Here is a 26946-nt window from a genome sequence, read left to right on the forward strand (position 1 = left end):
AGCTGTTCGCCGAGTTCGGCTTCACCGTGGACAACGTGGTGGCCAAGGCGCAGGCGCTGCTGAAGTAAGCGGCCTGGCGCAAGCCGATAAAAAAGCCGGTCATCGTGACCGGCTTTTTTTATGGGCGTGACCCGCGCTTACGACGCGACGTTGGCGCTTTCGACGCTGCGCAACCGGTCATAAGCCGCCGCCAGCAACAGCACCAGCAGCGTAGGCTGTAGCCAGACCAGCCCCTGTTCGGCCAGCGGCAGCTTATCGAACCAGGCGGGCAGCAGGCCGCTGAAGCTGGAGGCTTTCAGGCCGTCGGCGAGGCCAAACACCAGGCTGGTGGCGATCACCGGCGCGAAGACGCGCTTGGCGCTGCGCCAGCGGTTCTGGCTGAAGCTGAGCAACACCAGCGCGATGCAGGGCGGATAGATCGCCGTCAGCACCGGTAGCGAGACGCGGATCAGGTTGGCCAGCCCCATGTTGGAGACCAGCATGGCGAAGAGGGCGAGGATAACCACCAGCGTGCGGTAAGAGAGCGGCAGGTAGCGAGAGAAGAAGTCCGCGCAGGCGCAGGTCATGCCGACCGCCGTCACCAGGCAGGCGATGAACATCAGCACTGCCATAAAGACGCTGCCCAGATCGCCGAAGGTGTGTTGCACATAAGCGTGCAGGATTGCCGCGCCATCCTGAGCGCCACTCTCGACCAGGCTGCCGCTGCCGGCGCCGAGTTTGAACATGCAGATATAGACCAGCGTCAGGCCGACGCCGGCGATCAGGCTGGCCCACAGGGTGTAGCGCAGCAGCAGGCCGCTGTCGCTGACGCCACGCGAGCGGGCAGCGGTGACGATAATCGAGCCGAACATCAGCGCCGACAGCGTGTCCATGGTTTGATAACCCTGCACGAAGCCGGTGGAAAACGCCGATGCCTGATAGCTGCCGACGGCGGAGACCGGTTCACCGGCGGGCCAAACCAGGGCGGCGATGCCGAGCGCGGCCAGCGCCAGGATTTTCAGCGGCGCCAGAATATGGCCGACGTTATCGAGCAACCGGCCGGGATACAGCGAGACGATCATCGCCAGGGTAAAGAACAGCAGGCTGTAGATGAACTGCGGCAGGGCGCCGTCGCCGGTGAAGGGCGCGATGCCGAGGGCGAAAGAGACATTGGCGGTTCGCGGCGTGGCGAACAGCGGGCCGAGCGCCAGATAGCAGACGGTCGCCAACAGCAGGCCGGCGGTGCGGCCGATGGGGCCGGTCAGCAGGCTGATGCTGCCGCCGACGCGCGCCAGCGCGATCACGGCGATCACCGGCAAGGCGACGGCGGTCACCATAAACCCGAGGGCGGCCGGCCACAGATGTTCGCCGGACTGCAGCCCCACCAGCGGGGGGAAAATGATGTTGCCGGCGCCGACAAACAGGGCGAAGGTCATAAAGCCCAGGGCGATAATGTCTTTCGGGGATAAATTCTTGGTCATAACGGTATGGCACTGCCTGTATTCATGAAATAAACGGCCTGCTGCGGAATGGATAACTGCAGAGGGCAGGCGCAGAGGGCAGCGAGCGCCCGCAAAATTTTCGTCTGGCAGGATATAATAATTCGGCGACAAAAACCTGATTAATCCAGCGCTGTTTATCCTGGCGTGAACCGGCCGCACAGAGGGATCATGGCGGCCGGCCCGGCTGCGCGTTAGCTCGCGCGCGCCACCATGTCTATCGACAGCGGGATTTCGATATGCGGTTTGAAAGAGTCATACGCGAAAGAGACGTGGCCGTCTTCGACCGGTTTGCGGGTGAAAAAGATCAGCATATCGCGGGTCGAATGCCGGCGTTTGTCCTGCGCTTCCACCGGTGAGAGGCTGTGTTTGCGTTCATGATCGACAATCAGCAGGGTATCGAGGAAATGCCGATGCTGTATTTCGCCCAAAATCCATTCCGGCCGGGCCCGATCGAATTTGATCCCGCTGGTTTCGCGCATATCGTGAATAAAGGTCTTGGCGCTGTCGTCGGTCATGTTGTCGCAGCCGAGGAAGGTCGTCATGGTGTGGTCGACGCCGTCGCTGTGCACGCCTTCCAGCGCCGGTTCGCCCAGCATCTGCGGCGTGGTGACGGTGCGCAGGTTGAACACCGTGCAGACGAATTTGTTGATCTCCTGATTAAGCCGGGCGCGCGGCGTCACGCTCACGCCATCGATCACGTAGGCTTTGAATTTCATCAGCGCCTGGAATGCCGTATTCAACTGCAGATCGTCGTTGATGCCGCGGAAGTGGCGCACCTTGCCCGAATCGTAACGGATGAAGTCTTCCTCGACCGAGAGCACGAAAGGCTGGAATTCCAGCCGCTCAATCTGGGCGCGATCGAAGTCGAAACAGAAGCGGCCGTTTCTGGACTTGCGGAAAGGCAGCGTGGGATCGTCCGCCAGATTGCCGCTGACCTGCTGCAGCTTGGCGAAATCTTCCGGCCGCGCGCCCAGCGCCAGCAGGATCGCTTGCATGGTGGCGCCGGGGATAAAGGCTGAACGGTGTTCCTGATACGCCTTCTTAACTTCATCAAGCAGGGATAACTGTCGCATTTCTCGGGGGCCTCACGAATGATGTGGCGATTATAAAATCTTGCTGCCGATCTCCACGTCGAAGTCGGTTTTCAGCAAGACGGTGCCTTGATCCCGGGTGACCGCGGCAAGTACCAGCACTTCGGATTTAAATCCAGCAACCCGCCTGGCGGGGAAATTAACGACGGAGATGACTTTTTTGCCGAGCAGATCATCTTCCTGATAGTTTTCGCATAATTGCGCCGAGCTGTTTTTAATGCCAATTTCTTCGCCGAAATCAATGCGCAGCTTATAGGCGGGCTTTAACGCCTTGTCGTTATATTCCACGGAAATAATTTCGCCAATACGCATATCCAGTTTCATAAAATCAGTGATTTCGGCCATAAGTCAGTCCAGTTAATTAAGTGGCTTCAGGAAGGCTAGCAAAGGGGAATTATTCCGACAACGCCGCCAGGAGGGGAATAGTTATACCGGATGTAGCAATTAATTTACATTGTCGTAACGGGGTGGGATTAATTATAAGCTTGGTGAATTATATAAAATTGAAACGTCATTATTTCCCGCAAGTGTGTTCATTATGCAGGCTTGGGGGGCCGGTGTCGGTGCTGTTAAGCCGGTGTTAAATTGGTTAGTATGTTCCGCATTAACTCATCAGCCGCATTTTTCAGGTAGTGATATGGAAATAACCCAGCGCGAAAAACGCGATCGGCGAAAGGCATTTATCGCGCCGCTTTTCCTGATATTAATTTGGTCGACCGGCTTTATTGCCGCGCGGGCGGTGGCGGATCATGCCGATCCCAATCTTTTCCTGACCTTTCGCTTTTTGATCGCCGCTGCGGTATTCGCCCTGCTGGCGCTGCATTGCGCCTGGCCCAAGGGGCGACAGTTCGTGATGCACTTGCTGACCGGCATGCTGATGAACGGCGTTTATCTCGCCGCAAGCTGGTGGGCGGTGGCGAACGGCCTGGCGGCCGGGGTGATGTCGCTCATTGGCGGATTGCAGCCGCTGTTCACCGCGCTGATTTTCGCGCTGGTGCTGCGCAAATCGATAGGATTGCGTTCCTGGGCTGGGCTGGCGGTCGGTTTTATCGGCGTTGCGCTGGTGCTCTCCCCTCGGCTGACCGGTATCGACGTCGGCAATATGGCGCTGTTGCCGATCCTGATGGGCTTTGGCAGCATCGTCGCGCTGACGATCGGCATCATGGTGCAGAAGTCTTCGCTGGCGGCGGCCGATCTGCGGGCGGCAGGCGCCATTCAGCACCTCGGTGCCGCGATCGTAACCGGCGTGCTGGCGGCCGTGATGGGCTCCGGCGCCTGGGATAATTCGCCGACGCTGTGGTTCTCGCTGCTGTGGTCGGCCGGCGTGTTGTCGCTGGGCGGCACCGCGCTGTTTATCTGGATGGTGCGCCACGGCGACTTGACTCGGATTACCGCGCTGATGCTGCTGGTGCCGCCGGCGGCGGCACTGCAGGCGTACGTGCTGTTTGGCGAGGCGCTGTCGCTGCTGCAGCTGGCAGGATTTGTGCTGACGCTGCTGGGGGTCGCCATCGTACAGCGAATTCGCCTGCTGCGGCGCTCTCGTCTGGCCGAATAGTCTGCAACAGGAAGTGCCGTAAAGCCCGCGCTGCCGGGCTTTTTTATTGGCTGAAAAATGGCCAGCATCACAAAACCGAAAGATAACAAAGCAACGCCGTTGCCTCGTCATACTTATTAACTATATGTTAATTTTTGGTTTATTAAATGTGATCAGGGGATGGATGATGATGAAAAAAATCAGCGCTACCGTAGCTGCAATCACCTTACTGGGCTCCGTTTCCGCCTATGCGGCCTTCCCGGCGGGCTACCCCGCCGACTATCAGAAACGGGTCGACGGCGCGAAGAAAGAAGGCAAGGTGGTGATTTACTCGACCACCGACACCAAGGCGGCGGCGCCGCTGATCCAGGGGTTCGAGGCGTTGTATCCGGGCATTAAGGTGGAATACAACGACATGAACAGTACCGAACTGTATAACCGCTTCATCAGCGAGCAGGCGGCCGGTGGCACCAGCGGCGACGTGGTGTGGAGCTCGTCGATGGACACCATTTTGAAACTGGCGGGCGATTACGCACAGGAATACGCCTCCCCCGAGCAGGCTCAGTTGCCGAAATGGGCGGTATGGCAAGATAAGGTGTATGGCACCACCTATGAGCCGGTGGTGTTTATCTATAACAAACGCCTGATCCCGCAAGGCGATGTGCCGGATTCGCACGCGGCGCTGGCTAAACTGATCGCCGGCCAGACGGACAAATTCAAGAAAAAAGTCACCACGTACGACATCGAAAAATCCGGCGTCGGCTTCATGCTGTCGGTGCAGGACTTCAAGGCCGATCCTAACTACTTCAAAACGCTGGCCGACGTGGCCAAGGGCGGGCTGGCGGTGCAATCCTCCACCGGCACCATGATGGAGCGCGTCTCCTCCGGTGAAAACCTGATCGGCTTCAATATCCTCGGTTCGTACGCCGAGGCCCGCGCCAAGAGCGATCCGTCGCTCGGCATCGTCTATCCGAAAGACTATACCCTGGTGCTGTCGCGCGTGAGCTTCATCAGCAAAGAGGCCGGCAACCCTAACGCCGCCAAGCTGTGGTTCGACTACGTGCTGTCGGAAAAAGGCCAAAATATTCTCGCCAATCAGGCGGATATCCCCTCGATCCGCAACGACATCGAAGGCAAGAACGACATTGACGGCATGACCAAGCTGCTGGGCAACGCGCTCAAGCCGATCCCGGTCGACGATAGCCTGCTGGAATACCTGCAGCCGGCCAAACGCCTCGACTACATCAAACAATGGCGCGCCGCTGCGGCGAAATAACAGGGACTGCATTCGGACGCGCGCCTGCCTTAGAGGCGCGCGCCCTTTGGTCGGCGTTTACAACCATAGGGAGCATTTATGCAAGCATGGCGCAGAAAGTGGCAGAGCCTGCCGCGCGGCCTGGTGGTGTTGATAACCGCACTGGTTATCTATGTCCCCCTGTCGTTTATCATCATTCAAAGCTTCCTCTCGGCTCCGTTTTTCTCTCCTTCCAAGGTCTTCAGCCTGGAGGCCTTCGAGTTCATCTTTACCGATCCGGATTTCTACAAAGCGCTGAAGAGCGGCTTTATTCTGGCATTTGGGCTGGTGATCATCGCCATCCCGCTCGGCGGCATTTTGGCCTTCCTGATGGTGCGCACCGATCTGCCGGGGCGGCGGATCATCGAGCCGCTGATTCTGGTGCCAATCTTCGTGTCGCCGATGGTGCTGGGCTTCGGCTACGTGGTGGCGGCGGGGCCGGTGGGCTTCTTCTCGCTGTGGGCGGAGGCGCTGCTGGGCTTCGTGCCGTGGAATATCTATTCGATGGCCAGCATCGTGGTGATTGCCGGATTGACGCACGTGCCCCACGCGTATCTGTATATCTCCTCGGCGCTGCGCAGCGTGGGCTCCGACGTTGAAGAAGCGGCGCGCACCGCCGGCGCCACGCCGCTGCAGGTCATGACCGCCGTCAGTCTGCCGATGGTGCGGCCGTCTATCCTGTATGCCGGAGTGCTGCTGTTCTTCCTCGGGCTGGAAGTGTTCGGCCTGATGCTGGTGTTGGGGGACCCAGAGGGCAACCTGGTGCTGGCGACCTACCTGTACCAGTTGACCAACAAGCTGGGCACGCCGTCTTACCACCTGATGGCGGCGGTGGCGGTGGTGCTGATCTGCATCACCATTCCGCTGGTGATGCTGCAGCGCCGGCTGATGCGCACCGCCAACCGTTTCGTCACCGTCAAGGGCAAAGCCTCGCAGGCCCGTGCGCTGCCGCTGGGCAAATGGCGCTGGGTGGCCGGCGCGGTGGTGGTGTTTTGGCTGACCGTCACCATCGGCGTGCCGCTGATCGGCGTGGTGCTGCGCGCCTTTATCTCCAACTGGGGCGTGGGCGTGTCTGTTTGGGACGAGCTGTCGATCAACACCTTCCGCACCATCTGGGCGCAGCCCAACCTGCTGCGCGCCATCGTCAACTCAATGGCGATTGGGGTGATCGGCGGGGCGTTGGCGGTGGCGTGCTACCTGTTTATCGGCATCGCCATGCACCGCAAGCCGGATGGCGCCACGCGCTTCCTCGACTACAGCGTGCTGGTGCCGCGTGCGGTGCCGGGGCTGCTGGCCGGCCTGGCATTCCTGTGGGTGTTTCTGTTCCTGCCGATGTGGCTGGACAAATCGCTCAAGGAGGGCTGGCTGTCGGCGCTGCCGATGGCCGAGTGGCTGCGTGCTAACTGGATTGTCTGGCTGCGTTCGCTGCGCAGCACCATCTTCAGCGTCTGGCTGGCGTACACCGTGGTGTGGATGGCTTACGGCCTGCGGCTGATCTCTTCCACGCTGCTGCAGGTGGGGCCGGAGCTGGAGGAGGCGGCGCGCAGCGCCGGCGCCAGCCGCGGCCAGGTCACCCGTCACGTCACCATTCCGCTGTCGCGCTACGGCCTGATCGGCTCTTGGCTGCTGATGTTCCTGATCTTTGAGCGCGAATATTCTACCGGGGTGTATCTGCTGTCTCCGGGCACGGAAACCATCGGCTCGATGCTGGTTTCCCTGTGGGCCGCGGGCGCTATCGATATCGTCGCCGCGCTGTCGTTCATCAATATCCTGCTGGTGGTGCTGGGGTTGGGGATCGCCTTGCGCTTTGGAGTGAAACTACATGATTGAACTTTCGGTAGAGAATCTGCATTTGACCTATGGCGACAACCCGGTGCTGAAAGGGGTGTCGATGGAGCTGAAACGGGGCGAAGTGGTCTCGCTGCTGGGCCCGTCGGGCAGCGGCAAAACCACGCTGCTGCGGGCGGTGGCCGGGCTGGAGAAACCGAGCCAGGGGCGGATCGTTATCGGCAACAGCGCGGTGTACAACGGCAGCGCGCGCAGCGAAATTCCCGCCGAAGAGCGCAATCTGGGGCTGGTGTTTCAGTCCTACGCGCTGTGGCCGCATAAAACGGTGTTTGAGAACGTCGCTTACCCGCTGAAGCTGCGTAAGATCGCCTCGGCGGAAATCACCCAGCGGGTGCAGGCGGTACTGGATCAGCTCGGGTTGGGGCATCTGGCCAAGCGCCATCCGCACCAGCTTTCCGGCGGCCAGCAGCAGCGCGTGGCGATTGGGCGTGCGCTGGTCTACAACCCGCCGGTGATCCTGCTGGACGAGCCGCTATCCAACCTTGACGCCAAGCTGCGCGAAGAGGCGCGGGTATTCCTGCGCGAGTTGATCATCAAGCTCGGCCTGTCGGCGCTGATGGTGACCCACGATCAGAACGAGGCGATGGCCATCTCCGATCGCATCCTGCTGCTCAATAACGGCAAAATCGAACAGCAGGGTACGCCGCAGGAGATGTACGGTTCACCCACTACGCTGTTCACCGCTGAGTTCATGGGCAGTAACAACCGCTTGCCGGGCAAGATCGTGGCGCTGGAAGGCGACCGGGCGCGCATCGAAGGCAAGGACTGGGCGCTGTGGGGCAAAGCGGGCGAAGGCGTGCAGGTTGGCCAGGAGGGCTCGGCGGTGATCCGCGTGGAGCGCGTGCGGTTGGGCGAAGATCCGCAGGGTAACCAGCTTGAGCTCCCGCTGTTGACCAGCATGTACCTCGGCGATCGCTGGGAGTACCTGTTCCGCACCGTGGCCGAGGATTTCGTGGTGCGCGCCTATGGCCACGAAGCGCGCAGTCAGGCGCTTTGCCGGCTCTCCCTGCCGGCCGAGCATCTGTGGATATTCCCGAAAGCCTAGTCAGGACGCCCGCAGACGCGGGCGCTCCGTTTACAGATCCAGCACCAGCCGGTTGCCTTTGGCGCGCGAGCAGCAGATCAACAGGGTTTGCTGCGCCGCGCGCTCTTCGTCACTGAGATACTGATCGCGGTGATCGGCTTCCCCTTCGACGATGCGGGTTTCGCAGGTGCCGCAAATGCCTTCGCGGCACAGGCATTCGACCTTGGCGGCCTTGCTGTTTTCCAGCGCCTGCAGGATGGTCATGTCTTCCGCCACTTCAAGCTCAATACCTGAGCGGGCCAGCACCAGCGTAAAGGCGCCGCCCGCCGTGTCTTCGGCGGCGAAGGCTTCGCTGTGCAAGCGACCGGAGGCGATGCCCAGTTCGGCGGCGGTCCGGTAAACCGCTTCGTTCAGCGCCGCCGGGCCGCAGACGTAGATATGGGCACCGGGCTCCACGTCGGCCAGCGTGCGCGCCAGATCCAACCGGCCGTTAAGGCTGGAGACATGGCAACTGACGTTGTCGGTGAACGGCGCTTGCGTCAGCTGCTGCTGGAAGGCGTTGTGTTCCTCGCTGTGGAAGCAGTAGTGCAGATGATAGCGTTGCCCGCTGCGCTGCAGCTCGTGCAGATGGGCCATAAACGGCGTGATGCCGATGCCGCCGGCGATCAGCACGTGATGCTGCGCCTCCGGCGCCAGCGCGAACAGGTTATTGGGGGTGCTGATGGTCAGCGTATCGCCGATCGCCAGCCGATCGTGCATGAAGTCGGAACCGCCTTTGGAAGGGGACTCACGGCGCACGGCGATCTGGTAACGGTCGAGCTCGAACGGTGAGCTCAGCAGCGAATAGGCATTGCTGTAACGCTGCTCGCCGTCCTGCATTTGCACGATGATGTGGCTGCCGCCGCTGAAGGCGGGCAGCGGCCGGCCTTGCGGATCCGCCAGGGTAAAGCGCTTGACCTGTGCGGTGACGGGTTCGATGTCGACGACGCGAACATCAAGCATCTGATAGCTGGTCATTCATTGGCTCCAAAGCGCGGGCGTCCCCGCGCATGAAAAAGTTATACCGCCTGGCACAGGTATTTGAGCTCCAGATAGTCTTCGATGCCGTATTCGGAACCTTCACGCCCCAGACCCGACTGCTTCACCCCGCCGAACGGGGCTACCTCGTTGGAGATAAGGCCGGTATTGATGCCGACCATGCCGTACTCCAGCCGCTCCGAAACGCGCCAGATGCGCGCCGCATCGCGGGTATAGAAGTAGGCGGCCAAGCCGTAGATGGTGTCGTTGGCCTGGCGGATCGCCTCGGCTTCGTCATCGAACACCACCAGCGGCGCGACCGGGCCAAAGATCTCTTCTTCCAGCAGCAGCGAGCCAGGCTGCACGTCGCCAAGCACCGTCGGCGTAAAGAAATTGCCGCCCAGCGCGTGCGGCGTGGCGCCGGTCAGCACCTGAGCGCCTTTGCTCAGCGCGTCATCGAGCAGCTCCAGCACCTTGTCGCGCGCCTTGCGGTTGATCAGCGGGCCGATCTGTACGCCGGGTTCGAAGCCGTTGCCGACCTGTAGCGCCGCCACGCGGGCGACAAACTTCTCGGCGAACTGTGGGTAAACGCCGCGCTGCACGTAGAACCGATTGACGCAAACGCAGGTCTGCCCGGCGTTGCGGTATTTGGCGATCAGCGCGCCTTCCACTGCGGCATCGATGTCCGCATCGTCAAACACGATGAACGGCGCGTTGCCGCCCAGCTCCAGCGACACTTTCTTGATGGTGTCCGAGCTCTGGCGCATCAGCAGCCTGCCCACCGGCGTGGAGCCGGTAAAGCTTAGCTTGCGCACCTGCGGGTGGCCGGTCAGCTCGGCGCCGATCGCCTGCGAGTTGCCGGTCACCACGTTGAACACCCCGGCGGGAATGCCGGCGCGCTCGGCCAGCTCGGCCATCGCCAGCGCCGAGTAAGGGGTTTCGTTGGCGGGCTTGACCACCAGCGTGCAGCCGGCCGCCAGCGCCGGCGCGGCCTTGCGGGTGATCATCGCCGCCGGGAAGTTCCAGGGCGTGATCGCCGCGCACACGCCGATGCCCTGCTTCAGCACCATCAGGCGTTTATCGCCGCTCGGCGAGGGAATGATGTCGCCATTGGTGCGCTTGGCCTGTTCGGCGAACCATTCGATAAAGGAGGCTGCGTAGCGGATCTCGCCCAGCGACTCCGCCAGCGGCTTGCCTTGCTCCAGCGTCATCAGGCTGGCCAGATCCTGCTGGTGTTCCAGCATCAGTTCGAACCAGCGGCGCAGCAGCTGCGCGCGTTGCTGTGCCGGCAGCGCGCGCCAGCCTTCCAGCGCCTGCTGGGCGGCGTCGATCGCCCGCTGGGTTTCGGCCGTCGCCATGTTGGGCACGCTGCCGATGAGTTGGCCGGTGGCGGGATCGCTCACCGGCAGGGTTTCCTGGTTGTCGGCATCGCGCCATTGCCCGTTGATGTAGGCCTGTTGGCGGAATAGCGCCCGATCGGAAATATTCACAAAGAACCTCACAAGTCAGGGGGAGGGGGCCCGTGGGCCCCGTCGCATCAGGGTTGATAAACCTGCGCCAGCAGGTTGTGGAAGTGGGCGATGCCGTGTTCGCTGACGCCGCTGCCGGCGCCGTCGGCCATGATGCGCCCCTGGCCGCGATAGCCGCGCGATTTGAGGCCTTTTTGCACGCTCTCCACCAGCCGCAAATCTTCCGGGCGGAACACGTCGCGGTACCAGTCGATCAGTTTGAGCTGCTCGTCGCTCAAATCGGCGTTGGTGAAGTAGATGTCGTAGTGCTGCAGGGTGGTTTCTGCATCGACCGGGAATTCATAGATCACCGTCATCATGCCTTCCAGCGGCGGCATGTTGAACATGGTGCACGGCCACAGCCAGATGCCGTGGAAGCTGGCTTCTTTACCCTCTTCAAACTTGAATGACTGCTCGGAAGGGCGGGCGTAGCCGAACTGCAGCGTCCAGTTGCCGTGCAGGGTGTGCCAGTAGCGGTCGACCTGCACCGAGTCGGCGAAGCCGGGGTGTGCCGGGCCGCAGTGGTAGCACTCGAGGTAGTTGTCTACGATGTTCTTCCAGTTGGCCGGGGTACGGGTGACGAAGCGCGCCGCCAGCTTGAGATCGTCGACCTGCGGGCAGGCTTCGCGCACTTTGGCGCCGAGGCCCGGCAGCTGGTCTTCCACCGTGCCGGCCTGCGAGTCCAGATTGACGTAAATAAACCCGGCGTACTCTTCGACCCGCACCGGCATCAGGTGCGAGTTTTCCTTATCGAAGTTCTGCACGTTTTCGCAGTTGCGCGCGTGCGCCAGTTCGCCGTCCAGCTTGAACGCCCAGGCGTGATAAGGGCAGGTGATGACGTTTTTCGCCCGGCCGTCGCCCGCCAGCAGCTGATGGCCGCGGTGCGGGCAGACGTTGTAAAAGGCGCGCAGCACGTTGTCGCGGCCACGCACCACCAGAATGTTTTCACCGATGATCTCGCGGGTGATGTAGTCGTTCGGTTCGGCGAGCTCGCTGCGGTGCGCCACGCAAATCCAGCTGGTGGCGAACACCTGCTCTTTTTCGTGCTCGAACGCCGCCTGGTGGGTATAGAACCGGGCCGGAATGGTGTAAGCCTCGCGGGCGTCGGCGCAGAAATCTTTCGGTAAGGTAAATTCAGGGACCAGAGTGCTCATAAGTTAACCTTCCTCTTTTCTTATTGTCATTTCGCCATAGGGCGCGGTTGATACGACGATGGAGCGGAGAGTTCGGCGGCCGGCGGCGCCTCGGGCAGCGCCGGCGCGCTGCTTTCGATCAGGTGAGCCGGAATGGCCGCGTAGTCCTGCTTCAGCCAGCGGGCGAAGCCGTAGGTTTTCACCAGCAGTACCAGCAGGAACGGCAGCGCGGTCAGGATCACCGTGGTTTTCATGGTGTCCAGCGAGGCGCCGGTGAACAGGATCGACAGCGGGATCAGGGTGATCACCACGCACCAGAACAGGCGCAGCATCGGGCTGGGATCTTGCCCCTCCTGCAGGTTGCGGGTGCTGGTGGCGGCCATGGTGTAGGCCACCGCGTCCATGTGCGAGGCCAGGAAAATGATCATGATGAACAGATAGGCAGCCAGGAACAGCTTGCCGAGCGGCAGCGCCGTCAGCAGCATCTGCACGGCGGTTTCGCCGCCCTGGGTGCTGAGGATCTCCGGCACGTTGAGCTGCCCGCTGATGAACTGGTGCATGGCGTAGCTTTCCAGCGAGCCGAAGAAGAACCAGCAGCCGAGGGTGCTGCCGAGCAACAGCGCCCAGATCACCTCTTTAATCTTGCGGCCGCGCGAGACGCGGGTGACGAACATCGCCACGCCCGGGGTGTAAGAGATCCACCACAGCCAGTAGAACACCGTCCAGCTGCGGCTGAAGCTGCCGTCGCCCATCGGATCGGTGAACAGACTCATCTGCAGGAAGTTTTGCGCCGTCAGGCCGATGGCGTTGATGGTGTTGTTGATGGTGAACTCGGTGGGGCCGACCAGCAGCACCAACCCGGCGAAGACGAAAGCGCCCCAGCCGACCATTTTGCTCAGGCGCTGCATGCCACCGTCGATGCCGATGTAGGAGCTGAGGCAGAAAATCACCGCCGCCAGCAGGATCACCGTCGCCTGCACCACGAAATTGTCGGGGATGCCGGTCAGCGCCGTCAGCCCGCGAGTAAAGGTGGAGGCGGTCAGCACCAGCGAAATGGTGAGGGCGCCGACGGTGGCGACCAGGAAAATCAGATCCACCATCCGCCCGATCGGGCCGTTGGCGCGCACGCCGGTGATGGCGGAAATGATCCCCGACAGGCTGAGCCCTTTGTTCTTACGCACGTGGAAGTGGTAGGCCATGATCAGCGAGGCGAGGGCATAGGTTGCCCAGGCGCTCAGGCCCCAGTGGAAGAAGGAGTAGCTGATGCTGTATTCCAGCGCCTTCGGGGTGCGCGGCGCGATGTTCAGCCCCGGCGTCTGGTAGTAATACGCCCACTCCATTACCCCCCAATACAGGGTGGACGAGCCGAGGCCGGCGCAGATGAACATGAACAGCCAGGCCAGCGTGGAGTATTGCGGTTTGCCTTCGCCGAGGCGGATGTTGCCGTATTTGCTCAACGCCAGATACAGCACCACCAGCAGGGCGATCAGCACCAGGATTTGAATGGTTGAACCGAACAGCCGGGTGACGCCGTTGAAAATGGTGTTGGCGATAAGCGCGGATTGAGCCGGAAAGAGCATCAGGCAAATGGCGATCAGCGCAATACTGCACAGGCTGATGGCGATGAGCGTGACATCCTTTTTAGGGGTGCTCTGCATGGGAGTGAACTCCTGTTATCGGTGGTGGGCCGGTGCGCGAAGCGTAGGGTGCGCCCGGGCCTTATTGGTTTGAACCCTTTGTTTTGTTACACCGCGAGGAGCAAACGCCCCGGCAAAACGCCGCCGAGAATATTTACTCTTCATTAACATTTTCGAGTGTGCACAAATTACAGGAGGGCCACAATTGGGGCATCTGTAAAAGGATAAAACACAGTATGTAAACAATTTGTTGTGATCTTGGCCGGGGTATTGGCGTGCTTTCTGCGGTGGTTTTCAGCGGATTTGCGGCGGCGATCGAAGCGGAAAAACGGACGTGGCAAAGCAGGGCGCGAAAGGGCGCCCTGCGCAGGAAAACCGGTGATGCTTAGCGTTGCAGCAGGGCGGCGATCGCCTGGCCAACTTGCTGGGTGGAGGCATCGCCGCGCATGTCCGGCGTGCGCGGCCCGTCGGCGATGATGCGCTCGATCGCCTGCAGGATGCCGTCGTGCGCCTGGCGGTAACGGGCATCGCCGTCGCCGAGGAAATCCAGCATCATCGCGCCGCTCCAGATCATGGCGATCGGGTTGGCGATGTTCTTGCCGAAAATGTCCGGCGCCGAGCCGTGTACCGGTTCGAACAGCGACGGGAAGTTGCGCTCCGGGTTCAGGTTGGCCGACGGCGCAATGCCGATGGTGCCGGTGCAGGCCGGGCCGAGATCCGACAAAATATCGCCGAACAGGTTGGAGGCCACCACCACGTCGAAGCGTTCGGGGTTCAGCACGAAGCGCGCGCACAGAATATCGATGTGCTGTTTGTCCCAGGCGATATCGGGGTACTGGCGCGCCATCTCCGCCACGCGCTCATCCCAGTACGGCATGCTGATGGCCATGCCGTTGGACTTGGTGGCGGCGGTCAGGCGTTTGCGTGGGCGCTGCTGCGCCAGATCGAAGGCGTATTTCAGAATGCGGTCCACGCCCTGACGGGTGAAGACCGATTCCTGGATCACCATCTCGCGTTCGGTGCCTTCGAACATCCGCCCGCCGAGCGAGGAGTATTCCCCTTCGGTATTTTCGCGCACCACGTAGAAATCGATGTCGCCCGGCTGTTTGTTCGCCAGCGGGCAGGGCACGCCGGGAAACAGCCGCACCGGGCGCAGGTTGACGTACTGCTCGAAGTCGCGGCGGAATTTCAGCAGCGAACCCCACAGCGAAATGTGATCGGGCACCGTATCCGGCCAGCCGACGGCGCCGAAATAGATGGCGTCGAAGCCTTTGAGCTGCTCAAACCAATCGTCAGGCATCATCTGGCCGTGGTGCTGGTAGTAGTCGCAGCTGGCCCACTCGAAGGTGTTGAATTCCAGCGACAGATCCCAGCGCGCCGCCGCCGCCTGCAATACCCGTATGCCTTCTGGCAACACTTCCCGCCCGATACCGTCCCCGGGGATAGCGGCAATCTTGTAAGTTTTGCTCATACAGAGGTCTCATTTGTAGGTAGGGGAGATTGACAACACTGTTATCCTATAATTGACTAACTGTTAATCAATCTCGAAAACGGTGAAACATAAAACACGAATCATGAACAATATGCCGATCCTGAGTGACCTGCGGGTGTTCGTGCTGGTGGCGCGTCGCGCCGGGTTTGCCGCCGCCGCCGAAGAGCTGGGCGTGTCGCCGGCCTTTATCAGCAAACGCATCGCGTTGCTGGAAAAGGCGCTGGACGTGTCGCTGCTGCACCGCACCACGCGGCGGGTGGCGATCACCGAGGACGGCGAGCGCATCTACGAATGGGCGCAGCGCATTCTCAACGATGTCGATCAGATGATGGACGAGCTGTCCGAGGTGCGTCAGGCGCCGCAGGGCATGCTGCGCGTGGTCAGCAGCTTCGGCTTCGGCCGGCGCTTCGTGGCCCCGGCGCTGTCGGCGCTGGCGCGGGAGTATCCGCAGCTGGAGCTGCGGCTTGACGTGTCCGATCGGTTGGTGGATCTGGTCAGCGAAGGGTTCGATCTGGATATCCGCATCGGCGACGATATCGCCCCTAATCTGATCGCGCGCAAGCTGGCGGACAACCAGCGCATCCTGTGCGCTTCGCCGGCGTATCTGCAGCGCCACGGCGTGCCGAAAAGCGTGGCGGAGCTGGCGGGCCGCGCTTGCCTGGTGATCAAGGAGCGCGATCACCCGTTCGGGCTGTGGCGGCTGCAGGGGCCAGGCGGCGAAGAGACGGTGAAGGTGACGGGGGCGCTGGCGTCGAACCACGGTGAAATCGTGCACCAGTGGTGCCTGGACGGGCAGGGCGTTGCGCTGCGTTCCGCCTGGGACGTGAAAGAGAACATCGACAGCGGCAGGTTGGTGCACATTCTGCCGGAGTATTTTCAGCCGGCCAACATCTGGGCGGTGTACGTTTCCCGGCTGGCAACGTCGGCGAAAGTGCGGGTGACGGTCGAATTTTTGCGCGACTATTTCCGTGAGCACTACGGCGAAACGGGGGCGGCGAGTGAAAATTCGCCGCGGCCTTGAGGCCAAAAATGTGCGCCAGATCATCTTATGCTCGTAAAACTCCCCTCCGTTACTTGTGGAACTGTTGCACCTGTTCCTTTTGCCAAAACTTTGGTTTATGCTCAGCTGAAGCGTTTCAGTTGAAGCACTCTTCGACAGAAATGCCGATGTGACGGCGGCGAAAAGCCGCTGAAGCGCGGGAATAATGCAAACGCGGCGATTCACAGCGGGCGGTGCGATCCACTACTCTATGCGGGTGAGTGAGACAACCAGTCAGCGCCGGCTCGGCGCCGGTGAGTCAGCCCGGCGGGGACGGCCCTTTTTCAGGAGCAGCATGACCATCCGCATAGCGATAAACGGCTTTGGCCGCATCGGCCGCAGCGTATTGCGCGCACTGTACGAATCGGGACGACGGGCGGAAATCTCCGTGGTGGCGATCAACGAGCTGGCGAATGCCGAGGGCATGGCCCATCTGCTGAAGTACGATTCCAGCCACGGTCGCTTCGCCTGGGATGTGCGGCAAGAGTGCGACACGCTGAGCGTCGGGGACGACGCGATTCGCCTGTTGCATCAGCCGGCGGTGGAGCAGTTGCCCTGGGGCGGGCTGGGCGTCGACGTGGTGCTGGATTGCAGCGGCGTGTACGGCAGCCGGGCGGATGGCGAAGCCCATCTGGCGGCGGGGGCGAAGAAAGTGCTGTTCGCCCATCCGGGCGGCAACGATCTGGACGCTACCATCGTGTTCGGCGTCAACCATCAGACGCTGTTGGCGGAACATCGCATCGTGTCCAACGCCTCGTGCACCACCAACTGCATTATTCCGGTGATCAAGCTGCTGGACGACGCCTACAGCATCGAATCCGGCACCGTGACCACCATTCACTCGGCGATGAACGATCAGCCGGTGATCGACGCGTATCACGCGGATTTGCGGCGCACCCGCGCGGCGAGCCAGTCGATCATTCCGGTCGACACCAAGCTGGCCGCGGGCATCACCCGTATCTTCCCGCAGTTTTGCGATCGCTTCGAGGCTATCTCGGTGCGCGTGCCGACCATCAACGTGACGGCTATCGATCTTAGCGTCAGCGTGAGCGCCGCGGTGAAGGTGGCGGAGGTCAACCAGCTGTTGCAAAAGGCCGCACGGGAGTCATTTCGTGGTATAGTTGACTACACGGAATTACCATTGGTCTCGATCGATTTTAACCATGACCCGCACAGCGCTATCGTCGACGGTACGCAGACCCGGGTCAGCGGGCAGCACCTGATAAAGACCTTGGTCTGGTGCGACAATGAATGGGGCTTTGCCAATCGGATGTTGGATACCACACGGGCAATGGCCGCCAGCGGTTTCTAGTACGGCGGCGCCGGCGTGACAGGCGCGCTGCTCAGGCAATTTTATAGAGATTCAATAAAGAGGGTTCACCATGTCTGTAATTAAGATGACCGATCTGGATCTGGCGGGTAAACGCGTACTGATCCGCTCCGATCTGAACGTGCCGGTAAAAGACGGTAAAGTGACTTCCGACGCGCGTATCCGCGCTTCCCTGCCGACTATCGAAGCTGCGCTGAAGCAAGGCGCCCGCGTGATGGTGACCTCCCACCTGGGTCGTCCTACCGAAGGCGAGTACAACGAAGAATTCTCCCTGCTGCCTGTGGTCAACTACCTGAAAGATCACCTGAAATCCCCAGTGCGTCTGGCGAAGGATTATCTGGATGGCGTCGACGTCGCCGAAGGCGAACTGGTGGTGCTGGAAAACGTCCGTTTCAATAAGGGCGAGAAGAAAGACGACGAAACCCTGTCCAAGAAATACGCGGCGCTGTGCGACGTGTACGTGATGGACGCGTTCGGCACCGCGCACCGCGCGCAGGCTTCCACCCACGGCGTGGGCAAGTTTGCGCCTGTCGCCTGTGCCGGCCCGCTGCTGTCCGCCGAGCTGGAAGCGCTGGGCAAGGCCCTGGGCAACCCGGCCCGTCCGATGGTCGCCATCGTGGGCGGTTCTAAAGTGTCCACCAAACTGACCGTGCTGGATTCCCTGTCCAAAATCGCCGATCAGCTGATCGTCGGCGGCGGCATCGCCAACACCTTCGTGGCGGCGCAGGGCAACAACGTGGGCCAGTCCCTGTACGAACCTGACCTGATCCCGAACGCGCAGAAACTGCTGGAAACCTGCGACATCCCGGTTCCGACCGACGTGCGCGTCGCGACCGAGTTCTCCGAAACCGCGACCGCAACCGTGAAGCAGGCCAACGAGATCCAGGACAACGAGCAAATTCTGGATATGGGCGACGTCTCTGCCGAGCGTCTGGCCGTTATCCTGAAGAACGCCAAGACCATTCTGTGGAATGGCCCGGTTGGCGTATTCGAGTTCCCTAACTTCCGTAAGGGCACCGAAATTGTCGCCCGCGCGATCGCCGATAGCGACGCTTTCTCTATCGCTGGCGGCGGCGACACTCTGGCAGCCATCGATCTGTTCGGTATCGCTGACAAAATTTCCTACATCTCCACCGGCGGTGGCGCATTCCTGGAATTCGTTGAAGGGAAACCGCTGCCTGCAGTCGTGATGCTGGAAGAGCGCGCTAAGCAGTAATTCAGACAACGGGAGGCGAAAGCCGCCCGTTTGTTTTATACCGCGCGGCTAATGCTGCGCGGCGTGAAAACATCGATTTACATCCATCTACGGCCGACGAAACAGGACAAAGTAACATGTCTAAAATTTTTGATTTCGTAAAACCGGGTGTCATCACGGGTGATGACGTTCAGAAAGTCTTCGCAGTTGCTAAAGAGAACAACTTTGCGCTGCCAGCGGTAAACTGCGTGGGTACCGACTCCATCAACGCAGTGCTGGAAGCCGCGGCTAAAGTGCGCGCGCCGGTCATCGTTCAGTTCTCCAACGGCGGCGCCGCGTTCATCGCCGGCAAAGGCGTGAAGACCGATGTGCCTCAGGGCGCAGCGATTCTGGGCGCCATCTCTGGCGCACACCACGTTCACCAGATGGCTGAACATTACGGCGTGCCGGTGATCCTGCACACCGACCACTGCGCGAAGAAACTGCTGCCATGGCTGGACGGCCTGCTGGACGCCGGCGAGAAGCACTTCGCCGCTACCGGCAAACCGCTGTTCTCTTCCCACATGATCGATCTGTCTGAAGAATCTCTGGAAGAAAACATCGAGATCTGCAGTGCCTACCTGAAGCGCATGGCCAAAATCGGCATGACGCTGGAAATCGAACTGGGCTGCACCGGCGGTGAAGAAGATGGCGTGGACAACAGCCATATGGACGCATCCGCTCTGTACACCCAGCCGGAAGACGTGGCTTACGCGTACGAAAAATTGAACGCCATCAGCCCGCGCTTCACCATCGCTGCCTCCTTCGGTAACGTGCACGGCGTGTACAAGCCAGGCAACGTCAAGCTGACCCCGACCATCCTGCGTGATTCTCAGGACTACGTGTCCAAGAAATTCAACCTGCCGCACAACAGCCTGAACTTCGTGTTCCACGGCGGTTCCGGTTCTACCGACGCAGAGATCAAAGAGTCTGTGGGTTACGGCGTGATCAAGATGAACATCGACACCGACACCCAATGGGCGACCTGGGACGGCATCCTGCAGTACTACAAAGCGAACGAAGCTTACCTGCAGGGCCAGCTGGGCAACCCGAAAGGCGCCGATCAGCCGAACAAGAAATACTACGATCCACGCGTATGGCTGCGCGCAGCGCAGACCAGCATGGTGACGCGTCTGGAGAAGGCCTTCAAAGATCTGAACGCGGTAGACGTTCTGTAATCTTCGGCACCTGTTGCACGATGCAAAAGGCTCCCTGCGGGGAGCCTTTTTGTTTATGACAAGCCTGATGGCGTTGCCTGGCTTGCCGTTGGCAAAATATAAAAAATAAGGAAAATCAATTTATTGATTTTCGGCTGATGACAACCAAGGAGGAAAAACCACGTTTTTTCCTCCTTGGTTTGTGAGTCAAAGGCTCCCTGCGGGGAGCCTTTTTCGTTTTCAGCCCAGCAGGCCGGCGCCGACGTTGATAGACAGGCCCAGGATCAGCATGTTGAACGCGAAGGAGATCACCGACTGCAGCAGGGTGACCTTACGCACCTCCGCTGCTCCGACCGCCACATCGGCGGTTTGCGACGCCACCGCAATGGTGAAGGAGAAGTAGGCGAAATCCAGATAGGTCGGCTCGGTGAGGTTACCGGGGAACAGCAGCGGCAAAGGATCCTGCTGTGCACCCTGGCGATAAAACTGGTGGGCATAGTGCATGGTGAAGGCGGTCGGCAGCAGCAGCCAGGAGACCACCAGCGTGGCACCGGTCAGCAGCAAATGCAGCGTCTTCAGAGAGCCGGCCACCTGTTTGGCGCTGCTCAGTTCAAACAGGATCGCGAGTAAACTGACCAGGCAACCGAGGCTGACCAGCGTCAGCACCATACTGGCGCTTTCATCCTGCCGCCGGGCGATCTGGCGAATGTGCTGCGGCGTGCTGATCAGCATCAGCCGCCAGAGAAACAGCAGGTAGAGCCAGGCCAGCGTATTCCAGCCGATCATCAGGCGCTGCAGCAGCGAGAGTTGGGCGGGCAGCAGCAGAAAGCACAGCAGCCCTGCGCCGACGGAAAACAGCAGCCTGGGCCGCACTTGCCAATAGTGTTTGAGCGAAGAGCGAATGTGCATGATTAACGGATCCCTTGTCGTGAAATGGCCAACGCGCTGTTCTCAGCATAGAAGAAGCGGCGGGCGGTTTCGGCTATTTTTAACGCTGACGGTTGGCATGAGCCTTTAATGTTGGTTACCCTTAGGCGGTGGTTTCCTACTGGCCGCCGAGGCCAGTGTATTTTTGCGAGTTTCTCCCGTTAGGGACTGAGTTAGGACGACACGAATGAAAGATTTGAATGTAGTAGACGGCATCAACGGTGCCGGCGACTGGTTGGTGAAGAACCAGGATCTGTTGATCCAGTACGCGGTGAATATCGTCGCCGCCATCGTTATCCTGATCATCGGTTCGATCGTGGCCCGCGTGGTCGGCAATGCGCTGAACCGCGTGATGAAGCTGCGCGGCATCGACGCCACGGTGGCAGACTTCCTGTCGGCGATCGTGCGCTACGGCGTGCTGGCGTTCACCTTCATCGCGGTGCTGGGGCGCGTTGGCGTGCAGACCACCTCGGTGATCGCCGTGCTGGGTGCTGCCGGTTTGGCCGTCGGCCTGGCGCTGCAAGGGTCGCTGTCCAACTTCGCTGCCGGCGTGCTGCTGGTGATCTTCCGCCCGCTGCGCGTGGGTGAATATGTCGATCTGGGTGGCGTGGCCGGTACCGTCGATCAGGTGCAGATTTTCTCCACCACCCTGCGCACTTCCGACAACAAAACCATCGTGGTGCCGAACGGTAAAATCATCGCCGGCAACATCATTAACTACTCCCGTGAACCGAACCGCCGCGTGGATATCGTGGTAGGCGTGGCCTACAACGCCGATATCGACGTGGTGAAGAAGGTGTTGGGCGATGTGATCGCCGCCGACAAGCGCATCATGCACGCCAAAGGCGTGACCGTGCGCCTGAACGAGATGGCGCCGTCCTCCCTGAACTTCGTCACCCGTTCCTGGACCACCAACGCGGAATACTGGAACGTGTACTTCGATCTGATGGAAAACTTCAAGCGCGCGCTGGATGCCCATAACATCGGCATTCCGTTCCCGCAGATGGACGTGCACCTGTATCGCACCGAAGACGCTTCCGCCAAGGCGGAATAACAGAGAAGGGGGCCTTGGCCCCTTTTTTTATTGCCATTTTCCCCGTATTAGCCAGGCAGCCATTCACTCTGTCTCCGCTGTATCGATATTAGCGCCAAGCCGATATGCGCTTTCGGAAATTGCAGCCCGTGACAAACAGATGCGGGCGTAATAGCGAGAAGCTCAATAAGTCGCGGTAAAAACGACTTTTCGTTGTTACTGTTTCCTCCTCTGATACCATAGCTTCCTTGTGGATTGTCGATAGGAAAAGGATGAAATGAAAAGGGCTGTTATTGCCGCATTATTGAGCGTCTTGATCTCTGGATGCGGGCCAAAAGCATTGTCGCCTGAACAAATACAGCAGGTAGCCGATTTAAAGTCAGAGCTGGTGAGTACGGATGCCGAGATTGAAAACGCAGCTAAACAGCAGGACATGTTAAGCGGCGGCTTGATTAAATCTCTGGTGATGGCGCGACTGGAAATTCTGAAAACGAACAAGGCGCTTATTCAGCAACGAATCAATGCGATCGAGTCTGGAGCAAAGGTTGAGGTTGTCACGAACCAGACGTCGCCAGATCTGAAGCTGGCGGAAAAACTCACCGCTGAATTGGCAACGCTGACTCGGGAAATATCGACCGCTAAACAAGAGGCCGCACAATACGATGGTGGTCTGGTGGGGTCGATAAAAAAGGCAACGATAGCCACTCAAGAGCAAAGTCTGGCGATGTTGCAGCAAAAATTGCTGTCGGCGAAATATGGCCTGGCCGTCCCGACGATAGCCCACCATGCAACATCAACCGCTTCAAAATCCAATCAGCAGGAAGATCCGGTGGCGAAAGACGCGTTGCTTCCGCCTGGCATTGGGCCGTTTGGCCTGCAAATGGGGTTAACGAAACAGAACGTCGAGGACATGACAGGCGTTACCTTAACGGCAATACCGAATAGTCTTAATATTTATACTACGGAGGTCGTCCCCAAAACGTATAACGCCTTTGAAACCTACATTTTGCTCATCTCTCCCAAGGTTGGTTTATGCCGAATTCGCGCGCTTAGCGGTGATATCAATACGGACAGTTATGGGTTGGCGTTAAAGTCCAAGGTGAAGGACATTGCTGAATCATTGACCGCTAATTATGGCAAAGGAAAAGCCACTGATGTGCTGCTGCCGGGGTCGTTATGGAAAGAGCCTGGTGATTGGATGATAGGGCTGCTTAAAAAAGAACGCTATTTCGGTTTTGACTGGGAAGAGAAAAAAGATAAACCGTTCAAGAACGATTTGCAGGGGATTATGCTTGAAGCGACCGCCGTCAATAGTGGGATTGGGAGCGTTTATCTGCAATATGATTTTAAAAATGTCGATGAGTGCATAAAGGAAGCCAATGACAAGGAAAACAGTGCACTATAGCGGCACGCGCTTTTGAAAAATAACCGATAGGTTAAGGGTTTCTCATGAGAGGCCGAGACGCCATCGATGGCGTCTCGGCCTTTTCTTTTCCGCGAGGTCAGGCGCCAGCGGCCGGCTTGGCGAGCGGTGCGCGACGATGCAGGCTGAGGCGATAGAGCAGGAAGATAGCGACCGCGCCCAGCAGCGCCGGCAGCGCTAGCCAGAGGAAGAACACTTCCGCCGATCCGGCGGCGGTCATCATCCAGGCGCCGAGCATCGAGCCGACGATCGAACCGAAGCGGCCATTGGCCATGGCCCAGCTGACGCCGGTCACGCGGGCAGCGGTCGGGTAAAGGGTGGCGGAGACCAGGTTCAGGCCGTTTTGCGCACCGGCCACGCCGAAGCCAATCAGGAACACGACGGCGGCCAGCGTATAGACGTCGCCCATCAGATACCCGGTCGCGCCGATCACCAGCGCAGCGCCCAGGTAGGAGACGGCCAGCACGCGGTAGGGCCCGATCCGATCCATCAGCAGCGCCATCAGGATGGCGCCCAGGGTGCCGCCGAGCGGCACCATCGCCCCGATGCGCGAGGCGTGGGCGATATCGTAACCGGCGTCTTTGAGGATCGTCGGCAGCCAGCTGGTGAGCAGGTAGAACACGAACAGCGAGCAGAAGAACGCCGCCCACAGCAACAGGGTGCGCAGGGCGCGCCCTTCGATAAACAGGTGCGAGATCGGCGACTTGGCCTGTGCCGGGCGTTCGTCATCGACGATGGTGACCCCCGTCCAACGCCGGCCGGTGATACGCTCGACCACCCGGCGCAGCCGATCGGCATGTTTGGCGTTGGCAGCCATAAAGCGTACCGACTCGGGCATCTGCCAGGCCAGCAGCGGCAGCAGCGCCAATGGCGCAATGCCGCCGACCAGCAGCACGCCGCGCCAGCCGAACGCCGGGATGATCTGCCCGGCCAGCAGGCCGCCCAGGGCTAGCCCGGCGGTAAAGCCGCTCCAGCTCAGGGTGACCATCAGCATGCGGCGGCGCGCCGGTGAGTACTCCGAGCTGAGGGTAATGCAGGTCGGTATCGCGCCCCCGAGGCCAATGCCGGTGATGAAGCGCAGCAAGGTCAGGGATTCTATCGATTGCGCATAGGCCGAAGCCAGGGTGCAGCCGCCAAACACCAGCACCGCGACGAGCAGCACGCGTTTGCGGCCGATGGCGTCGGCGATCGGCCCGAACAGCAGGCTGCCGATCAGCAGGCCGAACAGCCCCGCGCCGAAGGCGGGAGAAAGCTGCGAGGGGTGCAGGCCCCACTCTTCACGCAGCGCCGGGGCGATATAGCCGATGATGGCGGTATCGAAGCCGTCCAGCAGGGCGATCAGGAAACACAGGGTGAGGATGAGGATTTGATAGGGCGAGATCCTGGCGCGATCGATAATTTCGCTGATGCGAGCGGTATCTGGGCTCATGAGGGTTCCACTGTTATTAAGCTGTTGTGGGCTGGCTGAGGGGCCGTTCAGGCCGCTGTGGCTGGCATCGCGTAGAAACCCGAGTATACACCAGAGGGGGGACGTTGCGGGGAGAGGGAGTCGATGATCATCGCCCACCGCAGGAGGTACCTGCGGCAGGCGCTGGCGAGGTTATTTGGCCAGCAGTTCCCGGCGCACGATCTCAGCGCCCGCACTCAAGGCATTCAGCTTGCCGCTGGCGACCTGGCGAGGCAGGGGAGCCATGCCGCAGTTGGTCGACGGGTAGAGTTTGTCGGCATCGACAAACTGCAGCGCTTTGCGCAGCGTAGCGGCCACTTCTTCCGGCGTCTCAATGGTATGATTCGCCACATCAATGGCGCCAACCATCACTTTCTTACCGCGAATCAGTTCAAGCAGATCCATCGGGACGTGCGAGTTATGGCACTCGAGCGAGATGATATCGATAGTAGACGTTTGCAGCTTGGGGAACGCCTCTTCGTATTGCCGCCACTCTGAGCCCAGCGTCTTTTTCCAGTCGGTATTGGCCTTAATGCCGTATCCATAGCAGATATGTACGGCCGTTTCACACTTAAGCCCCTCAACGGCCCTTTCCAGGGCGGCGATGCCCCAGTCATTCACCTCGTCAAAGAACACGTTAAATGCGGGCTCATCAAACTGAATAATGTCGACGCCGGCGGCCTCGAGCTCTTTGGCTTCCTGATTGAGGATCTTGGCGAATTCCCAGGCCAATTTTTCGCGGCTTTTATAGTGGTTGTCATAGAGCGTGTCGATCATGGTCATCGGCCCCGGCAGGGCCCATTTAATCGGCTGCTTGGTCAGCTGGCGTAAAAATTTGGCGTCTTCAACGAAAACGGGCTTTTGGCGCGCGACCGCACCCACGACGGTTGGCACGCTCGCCTCATAGCGATTGCGGATTTTAACCACTTCGCGTTTCTCGAAGTCGACGCCGCTGAGGTGCTCGATAAACGTCGTGACGAAGTGCTGGCGCGTTTGCTCGCCATCGCTGACGATATCGATGCCGGCCTGTTGTTGTTCAGCCAGCGACAAACGCAAGGCGTCCTGTTTCCCTTCGATTAATTCTTCATTCTGCAATTTCCAGGGCGACCACAGGGTTTCCGGTTGGGCCAGCCAGGAAGGTTTAGGCAAGCTGCCGGCGGTCGAGGTAGGGAGCAATATTTTCATAATAGATGACCTGTATTTGAGTGAATCAAAGCGCGTAGTGAGCAGACCATTGCTCAAGAATGGGCTTGTAGGGCTTGATAAATTGCTCTTCCGTAAATTTCCCCTGCTCAATCGCTAACCGGCTACGCTCTTCGCGATCGTAAACAATCTTGGTTAATGAATGATCCTGGTTATTCAGGCTTGGCTGATAGCATTGCCCCGCCGCCGAGTTGGCATTGTAAATTTCAGGCCGATAGATTTTCTGGAAGGTCTCCATCGTGCTGATGGTGCCGATCAGTTCCAGATCGGTGTAATCGCTCAGCAAATCCCCGGGGAAATAAAACGCCAGGGGTGCAACGCTATTTTTCGGCATGAAGTAGCGCACCTGCAGGCCCATTTTTTTAAAATACCGGTCGGTCAGCGAAGCGCCGTCTTGCCGATACTCGTCGCCCAACACCGGATGTTGATTGCCCGTCCGATGATAGGTGTCTTTGCTGGACACGCTGAGGCAGATCACCGGCGGTTTGCTGAAATTCTCATGGTATGCGTTTGAATTGACGAAGTGCTTAAAGATATTGCCGTGCAAATCGCCGAAATCATCCGGAATGTTGAATTCCGCCGTGTTTTTATTGTGCGCCGGCAGCAAGACGCTAAAGTCGTAATCGCGCACGTAAGACGAGAAGTTATTCCCGACGATGCCCTCAAGACGCTTTTGCGTTTTTTTATCAATAATGTTGGTTTTCAGGATTTCAATCACCGGGAAGCTGGCACCCTTAACTTCAACGCGCATCTCAACCGAAATGATTTCAAGCTCAACCGAGTAGCGGTCGGCCTTGGGGTTATCCCAATGCGCCAACGAATTGAAGCGATTGTTAATCATCACCAGCGTGTTGCGCAGGTTCTCCCGGCGGTTTTCCCCTCTGGCCAAATTGGCGAAGTTGGTGGTGATACGCGTACTTTCAGAAGGGTTATAATCTTCATCGAAAGAACTGCTCTTAATCGTAAAGGCAAAGTCTCTATTCATCGTCTTATAGCATCCTGTTATATGATATGAAGGCTGGATTTATCCATTTCTTTCAATGGGTTGTTTTTCTCTTTTTTTTATTCAGCCGATTTCATATTGTCTGTCGTTA

Annotated in this window: 22 protein-coding genes and 1 pseudogene; 11 read left to right on the plus strand and 12 right to left on the minus strand. The window is 59.6% G+C overall.

The features are described 5' to 3' along the window. A pseudogene (locus tag ACJ8QI_RS20275) lies at nt 1–68 on the plus strand (transketolase-like TK C-terminal-containing protein); the annotation flags it as partial. Between the two features lie 69 nt (nt 69–137). On the opposite strand, the gene brnQ reads toward ACJ8QI_RS20275, so the two are convergent. The 3 genes from brnQ to ACJ8QI_RS20290 all read right to left on the minus strand — a co-directional run bounded on the left by brnQ (nt 138) and on the right by ACJ8QI_RS20290 (nt 2917). Further along, the gene (gene brnQ / locus ACJ8QI_RS20280) at nt 138–1460 is read right to left on the minus strand and encodes a branched-chain amino acid transport system II carrier protein (RefSeq protein WP_060441283.1); all 1323 of its coding nucleotides are present in this window, start codon (nt 1458–1460) and stop codon (nt 138–140) included. Nucleotides 1461–1672: 212 nt separating this feature from the next. Beyond that, nucleotides 1673–2554: a 2OG-Fe dioxygenase family protein gene (locus ACJ8QI_RS20285; RefSeq protein ID WP_038871106.1), complete on the minus strand. Its 882-nt coding sequence runs from the start codon at nt 2552–2554 to the stop codon at nt 1673–1675. A 30-nt stretch (nt 2555–2584) separates the two neighbouring features. Further along, nucleotides 2585–2917, minus strand: a complete 333-nt coding sequence (locus ACJ8QI_RS20290; RefSeq protein ID WP_048234649.1) for a tRNA-binding protein — start codon at nt 2915–2917, stop codon at nt 2585–2587. A gap of 292 nt (nt 2918–3209) precedes the next feature. Between ACJ8QI_RS20290 and ACJ8QI_RS20295 the strand changes: the two genes are divergently transcribed. The 4 genes from ACJ8QI_RS20295 to ACJ8QI_RS20310 all read left to right on the plus strand — a co-directional run bounded on the left by ACJ8QI_RS20295 (nt 3210) and on the right by ACJ8QI_RS20310 (nt 8293). Further along, a complete protein-coding gene (locus ACJ8QI_RS20295; RefSeq protein ID WP_442532990.1) occupies nt 3210–4127 on the plus strand; it encodes a DMT family transporter in 918 nt (305 codons plus the stop codon). Between the two features lie 166 nt (nt 4128–4293). Next, nucleotides 4294–5382, plus strand: coding sequence for an ABC transporter substrate-binding protein (locus tag ACJ8QI_RS20300; RefSeq protein WP_060441366.1), 1089 nt, complete (start codon nt 4294–4296; stop codon nt 5380–5382). A gap of 78 nt (nt 5383–5460) precedes the next feature. Beyond that, on the plus strand, nt 5461–7230 hold the full coding sequence (locus ACJ8QI_RS20305; protein WP_060422728.1) for an ABC transporter permease: 1770 nt from the start codon (nt 5461–5463) through the stop codon (nt 7228–7230). After that, nucleotides 7223–8293 (plus strand): ABC transporter ATP-binding protein, encoded by a 1071-nt coding sequence (locus ACJ8QI_RS20310; protein WP_442532991.1) that lies wholly within the window; start codon nt 7223–7225, stop codon nt 8291–8293. The genes ACJ8QI_RS20305 and ACJ8QI_RS20310 overlap by 8 nt, the downstream gene beginning before the upstream one ends. A 30-nt stretch (nt 8294–8323) precedes the next feature. Here the strand turns inward: ACJ8QI_RS20310 and ACJ8QI_RS20315 are convergent, their stop codons facing one another. The 5 genes from ACJ8QI_RS20315 to ACJ8QI_RS20335 form a co-directional block, all read right to left on the minus strand. After that, nucleotides 8324–9289, minus strand: coding sequence for a PDR/VanB family oxidoreductase (locus ACJ8QI_RS20315; RefSeq protein ID WP_060422736.1), 966 nt, complete (start codon nt 9287–9289; stop codon nt 8324–8326). Between the two features lie 41 nt (nt 9290–9330). Next, nucleotides 9331–10779, minus strand: coding sequence for an NAD-dependent succinate-semialdehyde dehydrogenase (locus ACJ8QI_RS20320; RefSeq protein WP_060422739.1), 1449 nt, complete (start codon nt 10777–10779; stop codon nt 9331–9333). 47 nt (nt 10780–10826) lie between these two features. After that, nucleotides 10827–11951 (minus strand): aromatic ring-hydroxylating oxygenase subunit alpha, encoded by a 1125-nt coding sequence (locus ACJ8QI_RS20325; protein ID WP_442532992.1) that lies wholly within the window; start codon nt 11949–11951, stop codon nt 10827–10829. A gap of 26 nt (nt 11952–11977) precedes the next feature. Continuing rightward, on the minus strand, nt 11978–13588 hold the full coding sequence (locus ACJ8QI_RS20330) for a BCCT family transporter (protein WP_060441286.1): 1611 nt from the start codon (nt 13586–13588) through the stop codon (nt 11978–11980). A 364-nt stretch (nt 13589–13952) separates the two neighbouring features. Further along, on the minus strand, nt 13953–15038 hold the full coding sequence (locus tag ACJ8QI_RS20335; RefSeq protein WP_442532993.1) for a tartrate dehydrogenase: 1086 nt from the start codon (nt 15036–15038) through the stop codon (nt 13953–13955). An 82-nt stretch (nt 15039–15120) separates the two neighbouring features. Here ACJ8QI_RS20335 and ACJ8QI_RS20340 point away from each other — a divergent pair, with 82 nt between their 5' ends. From ACJ8QI_RS20340 to fbaA, 4 genes are all read left to right on the plus strand, one after another. Next, nucleotides 15121–16080 carry a LysR substrate-binding domain-containing protein gene (locus ACJ8QI_RS20340; RefSeq protein WP_280524769.1) on the plus strand — a complete coding sequence of 320 codons (960 nt, stop codon included), beginning with the start codon at nt 15121–15123 and terminating at the stop codon, nt 16078–16080. A 313-nt stretch (nt 16081–16393) separates the two neighbouring features. Further along, nucleotides 16394–17410 carry an erythrose-4-phosphate dehydrogenase gene (gene epd, locus ACJ8QI_RS20345; RefSeq protein ID WP_442532994.1) on the plus strand — a complete coding sequence of 339 codons (1017 nt, stop codon included), beginning with the start codon at nt 16394–16396 and terminating at the stop codon, nt 17408–17410. Between the two features lie 70 nt (nt 17411–17480). Then, nucleotides 17481–18644, plus strand: a complete 1164-nt coding sequence (gene pgk, locus ACJ8QI_RS20350) for a phosphoglycerate kinase (protein WP_025160206.1) — start codon at nt 17481–17483, stop codon at nt 18642–18644. 116 nt (nt 18645–18760) lie between these two features. Further along, nucleotides 18761–19840 carry a class II fructose-bisphosphate aldolase gene (gene fbaA, locus ACJ8QI_RS20355; RefSeq protein WP_442532995.1) on the plus strand — a complete coding sequence of 360 codons (1080 nt, stop codon included), beginning with the start codon at nt 18761–18763 and terminating at the stop codon, nt 19838–19840. A 219-nt stretch (nt 19841–20059) separates the two neighbouring features. Here the strand turns inward: fbaA and ACJ8QI_RS20360 are convergent, their stop codons facing one another. After that, entirely contained in the window at nt 20060–20728 is a 669-nt protein-coding gene (locus ACJ8QI_RS20360) for a DUF1345 domain-containing protein (protein WP_048234646.1), read from the minus strand. A 205-nt stretch (nt 20729–20933) separates the two neighbouring features. Between ACJ8QI_RS20360 and mscS the strand changes: the two genes are divergently transcribed. After that, nucleotides 20934–21800, plus strand: a complete 867-nt coding sequence (mscS, locus tag ACJ8QI_RS20365; protein ID WP_019455618.1) for a small-conductance mechanosensitive channel MscS — start codon at nt 20934–20936, stop codon at nt 21798–21800. A 256-nt stretch (nt 21801–22056) separates the two neighbouring features. Continuing rightward, nucleotides 22057–23184: a hypothetical protein gene (locus ACJ8QI_RS20370; protein ID WP_102985214.1), complete on the plus strand. Its 1128-nt coding sequence runs from the start codon at nt 22057–22059 to the stop codon at nt 23182–23184. A gap of 97 nt (nt 23185–23281) precedes the next feature. Here ACJ8QI_RS20370 and ACJ8QI_RS20375 read toward each other — a convergent pair whose 3' ends face one another. The 3 genes from ACJ8QI_RS20375 to ACJ8QI_RS20385 form a co-directional block, all read right to left on the minus strand. Next, nucleotides 23282–24631 carry an MFS transporter gene (locus tag ACJ8QI_RS20375; RefSeq protein WP_442532996.1) on the minus strand — a complete coding sequence of 450 codons (1350 nt, stop codon included), beginning with the start codon at nt 24629–24631 and terminating at the stop codon, nt 23282–23284. A gap of 171 nt (nt 24632–24802) precedes the next feature. Continuing rightward, complete coding sequence (locus ACJ8QI_RS20380; RefSeq protein WP_047729896.1) at nt 24803–25834, minus strand: methionine synthase; 1032 nt, start codon at nt 25832–25834, stop codon at nt 24803–24805. 25 nt (nt 25835–25859) lie between these two features. Continuing rightward, nucleotides 25860–26837 (minus strand): DUF1852 domain-containing protein, encoded by a 978-nt coding sequence (locus tag ACJ8QI_RS20385; protein WP_141960210.1) that lies wholly within the window; start codon nt 26835–26837, stop codon nt 25860–25862. Between the last annotated feature and the right edge of the window lie 109 nt (nt 26838–26946).

This window comes from Serratia sp. CY84636 (assembly GCF_052166245.1).
Lineage (GTDB): Bacteria > Pseudomonadota > Gammaproteobacteria > Enterobacterales > Enterobacteriaceae > Serratia > Serratia nevei.